Here is an 11,171-nt window from a genome sequence, read left to right on the forward strand (position 1 = left end):
TTGTGGCGAGGGAGCTTGCTCCCGCTCGGCTGCGCAGCAGACGCAACGGTGGCATGGTTGAAGAGCTTCAGCGGTTGAAAAGCGAGGGCGGCTTCGCCCCCCAGCGGGAGCAAGCTCCCTCGCCACGGTCGGTGTGCCTTCAGGATGGGGAGTTGCCAGCCTTGCGTGAAGAATGCACAGGTGCTTGCGGCCGTCATGGTCTGAGGCGCTTTTGTGGCGAGGGAGCTTGCTCCCGCTCGGCTGCGCAGCAGACGCAACGATGGCATGGTTGAAGAGTTTCAGCGGTTGAAAAGCGAGGGCGGCTTCGCCCCCCAGCGGGAGCAAGCTCCCTCGCCACGGGGATTACGTCGTTTTCGGAAAAGTCGCTCAACCATCATCGCGTCGGATCGTCGCAGGCGAAGCTACCGTAGGTAGATCCCCCAAGCATAGGAAGCCAAGGAATGCATCCTTCACGCCCAAACTCTCATCGCTTGCGTCACGGACGCTCTTCGGAACCGGGGCGAGGCTACCTCGTCACTGCGGTCGTTCACCAACGCACACCGATCTTCAACGACTTGCAACTGGGCCGCTTATTGGTGGCAGAAATGCGCCTGGTTCATGAGCGAGGTCAGGTCAATTCGCTGGCCTGGGTTGTGATGCCGGACCACTTGCATTGGTTGGTGCAGCTAGAGCAAGCTCAGCTCACGCATGTGATGCAGGTAGTCAAATCCCGCAGCACCCTCACAATCAATCGAGCAATGAATAGAAAAGGCGCCTTCTGGCAAAGCGGCTTCCATGACCGCGCGATCCGCGACAACGAAGATCTGAAGCCCTCCGCCCGCTACATCATCGCCAATCCGCTTCGGGCGGGGCTGGTGGATCGCATTGGCGATTACCCGCTCTGGGACACAGTATGGCTCTAGCCGCTTTTTGTGGCGAGGGAGCTTGCTCCCGCTGGGGGGCGAAGCCGCCCTCGCTTTTCGGCTTTTAAAGCCGGCGACTGCTGCGCAGTCGAGCGGGAGCAAGCTCCCTCGCCACAAGGTGAAGTGGTGCCTGAAAGCCTTGTGCTAGAGCCATCGGTCTGCGTCCGTACATGACGCTGCACCAATGCTGTGCAATACTCGGCGCCGTTTCCGTATGACCTGTCATCCCAGACAACGCCTCTCCAAAAGCCACTCGTGGCGCAGGCTTATCCCTGAATTTCACAGGTTTTACAGTGAAACTCTCTATCCCTGGCTTTTTATACTGCATGGCCCGCTGATCCTGAGGTTGTCGTTCCACAGGACGGTCTGTCCACAAGACAGACCCGGCTTCGGCAAGGTGGCAGGCCTATCGGCCTGTGGCTTTGGACGCTCGGGGGCTAATCCAATAACAAGACGAGGTTGTATCCCTATGCCTGTCGGCAATCATCTGCCCCATGGCGAGACCGCTCAGGGCGGTCCGCTCAAACGTGAACTCGGTGAGCGGCATATCCGCCTGATGGCGCTCGGCGCCTGCATCGGTGTCGGGCTGTTCCTCGGTTCGGCCAAGGCCATTGAAATGGCCGGTCCGGCGATCATGCTGTCCTACATCATTGGCGGCCTGGCGATCCTGGTGATCATGCGCGCCCTCGGCGAAATGGCCGTGCATAACCCGGTGGCCGGTTCGTTCAGCCGCTATGCCCAGGACTACCTCGGCCCACTGGCAGGCTTCCTGACCGGCTGGAACTACTGGTTCCTGTGGCTGGTGACCTGCGTGGCGGAAATCACCGCGGTGGCGGTGTACATGGGCATCTGGTTCCCCGATGTACCCCGCTGGATCTGGGCCCTGGCCGCGCTGGTCAGCATGGGCTCGATCAACCTGATCGCGGTCAAGGCCTTCGGTGAGTTCGAATTCTGGTTCGCCCTGATCAAGATCGTCACCATCATCGCCATGGTCATCGGCGGCGTCGGCATTATCGCCTTCGGCTTTGGTAACGACGGCGTGGCCCTGGGCATTTCCAACCTCTGGACCCACGGCGGCTTCATGCCCAATGGCGTGCAAGGCGTGTTGATGTCGCTGCAAATGGTCATGTTCGCCTACCTGGGCGTGGAGATGATCGGCCTGACTGCCGGTGAGGCGAAGAACCCGCAGAAAACCATCCCCAACGCCATCGGCTCGGTGTTCTGGCGGATCCTGCTGTTCTACGTCGGCGCGCTGTTCGTGATCCTGTCGATCTACCCGTGGAACGAAATTGGCACCCAGGGCAGCCCGTTCGTGATGACCTTCGAGCGCCTGGGCATCAAGACCGCCGCCGGCATCATCAATTTCGTAGTGATCACTGCCGCGCTGTCGTCCTGCAACGGCGGGATCTTCAGCACCGGGCGGATGCTCTACAGCCTGGCGCAGAACGGCCAGGCCCCGGCCGGTTTCGCCAAGACCTCTACCAACGGTGTACCGCGCCGCGCATTGCTGCTGTCCATCGCCGCGTTGCTGCTGGGCGTGCTGCTCAACTACCTGGTGCCGGAGAAAGTCTTCGTCTGGGTGACGTCCATTGCCACCTTCGGCGCGATCTGGACCTGGGTGATGATCTTGCTGGCCCAACTCAGTTTCCGTAAAAGCCTGAACGCTTCAGAGCGTGCGGCGCTGAAATACCGCATGTGGCTGTACCCGGTCAGCTCGTACCTGGCGCTGGCCTTCCTGGTGCTGGTGGTGGGCCTGATGGCGTACTTCCCGGATACCCGCGTGGCGTTGTATGTCGGCCCGGCGTTCCTGGTGTTGCTGACGGTGTTGTTTTATACCTTCAAGTTGCAACCGACTGAGGATGTGCGGGGAGGTGTGCGTTCGGTTTCGTAAGATAAAGCGCGAGGTAAAAAAGAAAGCCCTGGTCAGATGACCGGGGCTTTTTTGTAGGCGTCAGCCTGACCGTCCGTCGGAGTCAGTACCCGACCTGTAAGATCTGACAGTAGACCACCGCAGGACCCTGGCCTAGCTTGGAAGCCCGCCAATTGGCGAATGGCAAGGCTGCACAATGAACGGTTTTTCTGCGTTGATGGTTATCGCACTGGTCAATGGATTGATTCATTGCCAGGTTTTTTTCGTGCTGTATGGCGCTGTTGGACTGACTCAGGGAAGCAGTAACCTCGCGGCGTTCGGCGTGGCGGCGGCGTTTTCGTTTTATGTGAATGCGTTGTACATCTTCGAGCCCGGAGAGTCATGGCGCAGCTATTTGCTGTGCAATGGTTTGATGGGGATATTGAGTTACGCGGTCGGCTCGATGGGCGATGGCCTGGGTTCGCCTGGATGGGTGACGGTGGCTTTGTATTGCCTATTGAACCTGGCGATGGGGTACAGCTTGTTCCGGTTCAAATCGCTTCGTGCCTCTCAGCAGCCATGAACGAATCCCGAAAAGCAAGATGGAGCACTTTTTTTACTTATTCACTGGTCGGCCTCGCCAATACGCTGCTTCATTGGCAGATATTTTTTGTGCTGCGCGTAGCGGTCGGTCTCGATCAGTCGACCAGCAATCTTGCTGCGTTCTGTGTGGCGGCTTCCTTTTCCTATTACCTCAATGCGCTCTATACCTTCGAGGCCAAACTCTCGGTAACGGGGTATGTCACTTTCCTATGTGTCATTGGAGCGCTCAGTTATGCCGTGGGTTATCTGGGAGACCGCTGGCGGCTCCATGGATTGCTGACGGTGGCGGTATTTTCGCTGTTGAGCTTGGTGTTCGGATTTTTGCTCTCCCGGTTCGTGGTTTTTCGTGGATACCGTCCATGAAGATCTCGCTGATCGTTCCGGTGTTCAATGAAGAGCAGACCCTGGGACTGTTCTACAAGAGTGTCCGTCAGCATCCGGCGTTGGCCGGCTACAGCGTCGAAATCATATTCATAAACGATGGCAGCGCTGACCAGACGGATGCGCTTGCCCGTGACATCGCGCTGGTCGATAACCTGGTTGTGTTGATCAGTTTTTCCCGAAATTTCGGCAAGGAGCCCGCCTTGTTTGCCGGGATCGAGCACGCCAGCGGGGACGTGGTCATTCCAATGGACGTCGACCTGCAAGACCCCATCGAGGTTATTCCCAAGCTTGTTGCCGAATGGGAAAAGGGCGCCGAGGTAGTGCTGGCCAAGCGTCGTGATCGCTCGTCCGACAGTTACCTGAAGCGTGGATGCGCTGCGCTGTTTTATCGCTTGCTGGATCGGATCGCTTCTCCCCATATCGAGCGCAACGTAGGGGACTTCCGATTGATGGACCGTAAGGTAGTGGAGGTGATCAAGACCCTTCCCGAATATCAATTGTTCATGAAGGGTGTGCTGTCGTGGGCCGGATTTACCACTGTCATTGTCGAATACGACCGCGCCGGTCGCGCCGCTGGTAGCAGCAAATTCAACGGCTGGAAGTTATGGAATTTGGCGCTCGAAGGCATCACGTCGTTCAGCACTGTGCCGTTGCGGTTGTGGACTTACCTCGGCGGTTTCATTTCATTGGTTTCGCTGGCGTATGCCGGGTACATGGTGCTGGACAAGCTGATCTTTGGAAACGATTTGCCCGGTTATCCATCCTTGATGACCGCGATTTTGTTTTTGGGTGGTGTGCAGCTGATTGGTATTGGTGTGTTGGGTGAGTACGTCGGACGGATCTATTTAGAGACAAAGCATCGTCCGAGGTACGTCATCAGGGAAATAGTTCGGGGAGAGTCGGGCGTGCGTGGAACTGACGAGAGCATTTGCGAACGGGGCGGTGATTATTCGTGACTAACTTTCGAGCCTATTCAGGAAAGCCTCCCAGCCGATTCGTCGACGGCGCAGCCTTGGCAGCCGTTGTGGTCCTGGCGCTGTGCGTACGTTTCTACGGCATCACAACACCGGCGATCTGGTACGACGAGGCCTTTAGCATCCTGCTTGCCAGGCACGAGCCGTGGCAGATCTGGTCTATTACGGCACGAGATATTCACCCACCGCTTTATTACCTCGCGCTGCACTACTGGATGATTTTGTTTGGCGACGGGGTCTTGGCTGTTAGATCGCTCAGTGTGATAGCCGACGTGGGCTCGGTTTTGCTGAGCATAAAGTTGATGAGCCTGGTTGCCACGCGAAGAGCAACCTGGATGGCTGCGTTGCTATTGGTGTTGCTGCCGATTTCGGTTCGTTACAGCCAGGAAGCGCGCATGTACACCCTGCTCGGATTCTGGCTGATGGGCGCAACCGTAGCGTTGGTGTGCTGGGTTAAAGAACCAGAAAAAAAGCGGTTCCCAGCCATTTATGTGCTGTTGATGACGGCCGCTTTTTACACGCATTATTTCGCCGCATTGGGCGTGCTGGTTCATGGGTGCTATTGGCTGAGTCGCTTGAAGGCAGGTCCAAATGTACTCTCCGCGCGCCTCTGGATTTTGGTCTGCTGTGCAATCCTTGTCCTGTTTCTGCCCTGGCTACCTCATTTCATCGATCATCTCTCAGGCCGGCCGGGGCTTGGTTGGATACCGGCTATCACTTGGCAGGCGGTTGTGAATGTTGTCTGGCAGTTCACTGTGATGACAATCTGGGAGGGGCAATCGTCGCTTACTCGCGTTTTGCCTTGGTTGGTGGTGATCGCCTGCGCAGCGCTGCTGGTCTGGAAAGACACCGGTCTGCATCGCTTCAGTGTGTTATTGACCGGTTACTTTTTTATTCCCGTCCTCGCGCTGGCCTTCATGTCGTTGATTGCCCCGCTATTCATTCCGCGCTACTTGGTCTTCGCTGCAGTCGGGTTGCCGCTTCTGCTCTCAGCCGCGCTGGATGCAGTGGGGCTGCGACCTACGACCTTGTGCTTGGCCATCATGATTATGGCAGCAGCAGAAGTACAGGGACTGCTGACGGTGTATCGGCAAGCGGACGGCCTGAATGGAACTGAATTAAGAACGGATTTCCGACTTGACGGATTGGCAGCTGAGGTTAGGCAAGCGGCTCGGCCGGGCGACCAGATCGTATTGGATAATGCCATCTGGTATTTGCCATTCGCTTATTACAATCACACGGGCATACAGCCGAAGTTCTATATCTCATCATTCAAAGCCAATGATCTGGACGCCTTGGAACAGGGGGGGAACGCGCTCATTTCCGAAGGAAGTCAGTGGATATATTTCAATCAGTTGAAGGTGTTAACTCAAGGTGGAAACAGGGTTTGGTGGGTAGGGATGTCAGTTGATGCCAGCCCACTCCCGGAAAAAGATTGGGAAAAGACCGTTACCTTTGTGGATGGGCGGATGAATGCCTCTCTGTTTACCCTTAAAGCGGCACCCGCCCAGGTCGAGACGAGTTCAGCCGGTCACTAGTTCGTGCAACTCAGCAAACGCCGTGATGGCTCATTCAGCGCATCGATTAATCACGCAAGGTGCGTGGGATGGCTGGACCGGGGCCGGTCAGTTGTGCACTGGTGATGACTTCAAACTTCGCCTGATTATCAGTGGCAGAAGTGCCGCCGATGAACACCGTAAAAATGCCTGACTCCACGAATCGCAAGAGGTCATGGTTGAGCAACGCCCAGTCGTCCTGATCGAGCAGAAAGCTGACGGTTGTGCTTTCTCCTGGAGCGAGTCTGACTTTGGAAAAACCGCGCAGCATGCGCACCGGGCGCGTGATGCTCGCGACGTCTTGCCGTAGATACAACTGCACGGTTTCCTCTCCGGCTCGTTGACCGCTGTTCTGAACATCTACTTGGATGGTCAATGTTTCATCGAAGGCCAAGCGCTGTTTACTGAGTCTCGGGGTTCCATAGGTGAATGTGGTGTAGCTCAGGCCATGACCAAACGGGTAGAGAGCCGTCCACTTGGAATCGATGTAGCTTGAGGCGTATGCATTGGTGCCGCTCGGCGGTCGCCCAGTGTTTTTGCGGGCTAGATAGATAGGAACTTGCCCCACCGTGCGCGGGAAGGTAATAGGTAGCTTTCCGCTGGGGTTCACATCACCGAAAAGTACGTCCGCCACTGCGTGGCCCATTTCGGTACCCAAAAACCAAGCCTCAAGTATCGCGGGAACATGTTCGTCCACGGTGGGAATGGCCAGCGGACGTCCATTCATTAGGACGACTACCACAGGTTTGCCTGTTTTGATCAGTTGCGCGACCAGCGCATCTTGCGCTCCTGGCAGGCCAAGGGAAGTACGGCTTCGTGCTTCGCCGCTCATGTCTGCCGTTTCTCCCAGCGCAGCCACGATCACATCGGCATCCACGACCGCACGCTGAACCTCTTCAATGCCGGAGGTGTCCGTACTGCCGGGAGAGGCCGCCGGGACATAGACAACCTCCGTCATGGGCGATACGGCGCGCTTTATCCCCTCCAGTACGGTGATTGATTCGCTGGCACGACCGTCAGCGCTCCAGGAGCCCAAGCTGGACACACCGTCATTTGCGAGAGCTCCCACCACGACGAGCTTGCGTAGATTCTTTGAGAGTGGCAGCAACGCATCGTCGTTTTTTAGCAATACGATGGATTTTTGCGCGGCCTCTCGTGCCAGCGCGCGTGTGGGGGGCTGGAGCAACTGCGTTTTTTCGCGGGTAGGGTCGCTGTAGCGATATGGGTCGTCGAACAGGCCCAGACGCTGCTTCGCTTGAAGCACTCGACGCACGGCTCCATCAATAGCGTCTTGTGAAAGTTGACCGCTGCGCACCAGTGCCGGTAGTTCAGCGTTGTAGTCACCGCTGACCATGTCGATATCAACAGTCGCATTGAGAGCAAGTCTCGCAGCCTCTCGGGGAACGGAGGCAACGCCGTGCGGTATCAATTCCCTTATGCCCGCCCAATCACTGACGACGACTCCCTGGAAGCCCCATTCATCGCGCAGCTTCTGTTTGAGCAGTTTCCTGTTGGCGTGCATCGGCATACTGTCCACTTCATTGAAACCGGGCATGATCGTATCGACGCCCGCTTCGACAGCGGCCCGAAAGGGCGTGAGATAGACTTCTTCCAATGTGCGCTCGGACAGGTCGGAAATGTTGTAGTCAAGGCCGCCTTCGGCCGCGCCATAAGCGACGAAATGCTTGGCTGTAGACAGTATTGACGAGGTGTCGGGGGGACCTTCACCGCGAAATCCTCGTACACGCGAAGCGGCGAGGGCAGCCCCCAGGAATGGATCTTCCCCGGCGCCCTCTATCACTCGACCCCAACGCGAATCCCGTGCGATATCGACCATAGGAGCGAAGGTCCAATGAAGGCCGCTGGCCGTTGCTTCGACTGCGGCGGCCCTGGCGGTTCGTTGCGACAGGTCTGGGTCCCAGGCCGACGCTTCGGCCAATGGGACGGGAAATATCGTGCGGAAACCGTGGATCACATCGAACGAGAACAACTGCGGAATATGCAGGCGCGAGCCTTGGACTGCTTCGTGCTGCAATCTTCGAGTGTTTTCGGCGCCATAGGCACCTAATAGCGAACCGGCCTTTGAGGTGCCGATTTTTTTGGGGTCATTGGCGTCTTCGATTGGGCCGGTGGGTATGGTGAGTACACTCAGTTGGGTCAGTTGATCGGCCTTTTCTTCAAGGGTCATTTGCCCGATCAACCGTTCGATGAATGCCGCGTCCTCTTGTGATTTTTGAGTGCGTTCATTGGCTTGGGCAATGGAAGCAAGCCATGTGGCGACAATCAACATACCAAGCAAGATTGCCGAGACCAGGTGGGTCCAGTCCATGGGATTAGACCTTCGGTACGCTTGGCGACGATTGTCCAGCCGCCGCACGGCAAACCTCACCGAACCCAATGCCACAAAAAGCGAAGCAAAACCAACCAGATCGCGTCGGGTCAACATAAGCACCTTCCATGACGAGCGAACCATCGGGGTGGATGGTCAATCGTGAGGAAGTTGGCGTCTACTGTCAGAACTTACAGGTGCGTTGTGGGTTCGGCGTAAAAAGTCGGGTAATGCAGTGCACTTGAGAGGCGTAAGGACCTTGTGGTGAGGGAGCTTGCTCCCGCTCGGCTCTGTAGGAGCTGTCGAGTGCAACGAGGCTGCGATCTTTCCCCAGACTATTGAGTCCTGAGTGAAAGATCAAAAGATCGCAGCCTTCGGCAGCTCCTACGCGCAACCCAGCGGGAGCAAGCTCCCTCGCCACAAAAGCTAGTGCGCACCGGCAGATATCCGGTGCTTAAGCCGCGGCTATTTCCAGCGGCTCAAAACTATCCGCCCGCGCCATCTGCCACATCCGCGAATAAAACGCCCCATTGACCTCACCCGTCAGCAATTCCCCCGGCTTCAAAAACACATGCAACTGAGAGAACAACTTCACCTCGGTGGCCGACATGCGCCGTACCAGATGCTTGGGCTGCAATTGCGACGGATGCTCAAGCCCGGCGGCGGCGAGCATTTCGGCCAGGGCCTTGAGGGTGTTGCGGTGGAAGTTGTAGACCCGTTGGGCTTTATCCGGGACGACCAGTGCGCGCTGGCGCAGGGTGTCCTGGGTGGCGACGCCGGTGGGGCATTTGTTGGTGTGGCAGCTTTGCGACTGGATGCAGCCGATGGCGAACATGAAGCCGCGCGCGGCGTTGGCCCAGTCGGCGCCGATGGCCAGGACGCTGGCGATGTCGAAGGCGCTGACGATCTTGCCGCTGGCGCCGAGCTTGATCTTGTCCCGCAGGTTCAGGCCCACCAGCGTGTTATGCACGAACAGCAGGCCCTCGCGCAACGGCACGCCGATGTGGTCGGTGAATTCCACTGGCGCCGCGCCCGTACCGCCTTCCTTGCCGTCGACCACGATGAAGTCGGGCAGGATCCCGGTTTCCAGCATGGCCTTGGCGATACCCATGAATTCCCACGGATGCCCCAGGCAGAACTTGAAGCCCACCGGTTTGCCGCCGGACAGTTCGCGCAGTTGCTGGACGAACTGCATCAGTTCGATCGGCGTGGAAAACGCGCTGTGACGTGACGGCGAAACACAATCCTCGCCCATGAGGATGCCCCGGGTCTCGGCGATTTCCCGGGTGACCTTGTGCTTGGGCAGGATCCCTCCGTGGCCGGGTTTGGCGCCCTGGCTCATCTTGATTTCAATCATCCGCACCTGCGGGTCCTGCGCCTGGGCGGCGAAGCGCTCCGGGTCGAAGCGCCCGTCGCTGGTGCGGCAGCCGAAATAACCGCTGCCCAGTTCCCAGGTCAGGTCGCCACCGTGTTCGCGGTGGTAGGGGCTGATACTGCCTTCACCTGTGTCGTGGGCGAAGTTGCCCAGCTTGGCCCCCTGGTTCAGCGCCCGGATGGCGTTGGCGCTCAGGGAGCCGAAACTCATGGCCGAAATGTTGAACACCGACGCTGAGTACGGCTGGGTGCACTGCGGGCCGCCGACCGTCACGCGAAAACCGCTGGGATCGCTCAACGGTGCCGGACGCATGGAATGGCCGATGAATTCGAAGCCGGTCTGGTAGACGTCGATCAAGGTGCCGAACGGTTTGTCGGCGCTTTCGTTCTTGGCCCGGGAATACACCAGCGAGCGCTGGGCCCGGGAGAAGGGCAGGGCATCGCTGTCGGATTCGAGCAGGTACTGGCGGATCTCCGGGCGAATGCCTTCGACCAGGTAGCGGATATTGCCCAGGATCGGATAGTTGCGACGCACGGCGTGACGGCTTTGCAGCAGGTCGAACAGCCCCAGCAGACTCAACAGCCCGGTCACCAGCGCGAGCGGCCAAAGCCAGTCGTGTTGCAGGAACGGCAGGCTGGCCAGGGTGAAGATGACACAGCCGGCAAAGAAGGCGTAACGACTCAGCAAAGACAGGCTCATACGGTTTCCTTGGGGGGAGCGATTGGCGAGACATTAGCTTGGAATGCAGCTTGTGGCGAGGGAGCTTGCTCCCGCTGGGCTGCGAAGCGGCTCCAATTGGATCACTGCGATCATTCAGGTAGACCGCGTCAGCCGGTTTTACGACGGCTGCGCCGCCGAGCGGGAGCAAGCTCCCTCGCCACAGGGGCTGCGTATTGGCTGGAATCACAGTTTATGAGCGCCAGAAAAATCTGTGGGAGCGAGCTTGCTCGCGATGGCAGTCGCACACTCAACTCCTTCATCGACTGACCCACCGCTATCGCGAGCAAGCTCGCTCCCACAATTTGAACTGCCGGGGGCTCAGTTCGCCTGCTTCATCCCACAATTGGTTTTGTGGTGAAACGCGTGCCGTTGTGGCGAGGGAGCTTGCTCCCGCTGGGCTGCGAAGCGGCCCCAATTGGATCGCTGCGATCATTCAGGTAGACCGCGTCAGCCGGTTTGCGACGGCTGCGCCGCCGAGC

Annotated in this window: 8 protein-coding genes; 6 read left to right on the plus strand and 2 right to left on the minus strand. The window is 58.1% G+C overall.

The window, feature by feature from the left end:
• The first annotated feature begins 440 nt into the window (after nt 1-440).
• The 6 genes from AB4Z20_RS27670 to AB4Z20_RS27695 all read left to right on the plus strand — a co-directional run bounded on the left by AB4Z20_RS27670 (nt 441) and on the right by AB4Z20_RS27695 (nt 6,250).
• On the plus strand, nt 441-902 hold the full coding sequence (locus AB4Z20_RS27670) for an REP-associated tyrosine transposase (protein ID WP_253477705.1): 462 nt from the start codon (nt 441-443) through the stop codon (nt 900-902).
• 469 nt (nt 903-1,371) lie between these two features.
• Nucleotides 1,372-2,793 carry an amino acid permease gene (locus tag AB4Z20_RS27675; RefSeq protein WP_442091160.1) on the plus strand — a complete coding sequence of 474 codons (1,422 nt, stop codon included), beginning with the start codon at nt 1,372-1,374 and terminating at the stop codon, nt 2,791-2,793.
• Between the two features lie 175 nt (nt 2,794-2,968).
• On the plus strand, nt 2,969-3,334 hold the full coding sequence (locus AB4Z20_RS27680) for a GtrA family protein (RefSeq protein ID WP_320389391.1): 366 nt from the start codon (nt 2,969-2,971) through the stop codon (nt 3,332-3,334).
• A complete protein-coding gene (locus AB4Z20_RS27685; protein ID WP_253477696.1) occupies nt 3,331-3,717 on the plus strand; it encodes a GtrA family protein in 387 nt (128 codons plus the stop codon). Before AB4Z20_RS27680 ends, AB4Z20_RS27685 begins: the two co-directional genes overlap by 4 nt.
• Nucleotides 3,714-4,694: a glycosyltransferase family 2 protein gene (locus AB4Z20_RS27690; RefSeq protein ID WP_442091162.1), complete on the plus strand. Its 981-nt coding sequence runs from the start codon at nt 3,714-3,716 to the stop codon at nt 4,692-4,694. The genes AB4Z20_RS27685 and AB4Z20_RS27690 overlap by 4 nt, the downstream gene beginning before the upstream one ends.
• Complete coding sequence (locus tag AB4Z20_RS27695; protein ID WP_442091164.1) at nt 4,691-6,250, plus strand: glycosyltransferase family 39 protein; 1,560 nt, start codon at nt 4,691-4,693, stop codon at nt 6,248-6,250. The genes AB4Z20_RS27690 and AB4Z20_RS27695 overlap by 4 nt, the downstream gene beginning before the upstream one ends.
• Nucleotides 6,251-6,296: 46 nt before the next feature.
• On the opposite strand, the gene AB4Z20_RS27700 is transcribed toward AB4Z20_RS27695, so the two are convergent.
• On the minus strand, nt 6,297-8,714 hold the full coding sequence (locus AB4Z20_RS27700; RefSeq protein WP_442091166.1) for a glycoside hydrolase family 3 N-terminal domain-containing protein: 2,418 nt from the start codon (nt 8,712-8,714) through the stop codon (nt 6,297-6,299).
• Between the two features lie 337 nt (nt 8,715-9,051).
• Nucleotides 9,052-10,671, minus strand: coding sequence for an FMN-binding glutamate synthase family protein (locus AB4Z20_RS27705; protein ID WP_253477684.1), 1,620 nt, complete (start codon nt 10,669-10,671; stop codon nt 9,052-9,054).
• Nucleotides 10,672-11,171: the final 500 nt, after the last annotated feature.

Source organism: Pseudomonas sp. KB_12 (genome assembly GCF_052114545.1).
In the GTDB taxonomy this organism is placed as follows: domain Bacteria; phylum Pseudomonadota; class Gammaproteobacteria; order Pseudomonadales; family Pseudomonadaceae; genus Aquipseudomonas; species Aquipseudomonas brassicacearum.

Bases quoted from the DNA above. Each gene is read 5' to 3' on its own strand.
- AB4Z20_RS27685 (WP_253477696.1), top strand. From the start codon at position 3,331: ATGAACGAATCCCGAAAAGCAAGATGGAGCACTTTTTTTACTTATTCA.
- AB4Z20_RS27700 (WP_442091166.1), bottom strand. From the start codon at position 8,714: ATGTTGACCCGACGCGATCTGGTTGGTTTTGCTTCGCTTTTTGTGGCA.
- AB4Z20_RS27690 (WP_442091162.1), top strand. From the start codon at position 3,714: ATGAAGATCTCGCTGATCGTTCCGGTGTTCAATGAAGAGCAGACCCTG.
- AB4Z20_RS27670 (WP_253477705.1), top strand. From the start codon at position 441: ATGCATCCTTCACGCCCAAACTCTCATCGCTTGCGTCACGGACGCTCT.
- AB4Z20_RS27680 (WP_320389391.1), top strand. From the start codon at position 2,969: ATGAACGGTTTTTCTGCGTTGATGGTTATCGCACTGGTCAATGGATTG.
- AB4Z20_RS27675 (WP_442091160.1), top strand. From the start codon at position 1,372: ATGCCTGTCGGCAATCATCTGCCCCATGGCGAGACCGCTCAGGGCGGT.
- AB4Z20_RS27705 (WP_253477684.1), bottom strand. From the start codon at position 10,671: ATGAGCCTGTCTTTGCTGAGTCGTTACGCCTTCTTTGCCGGCTGTGTC.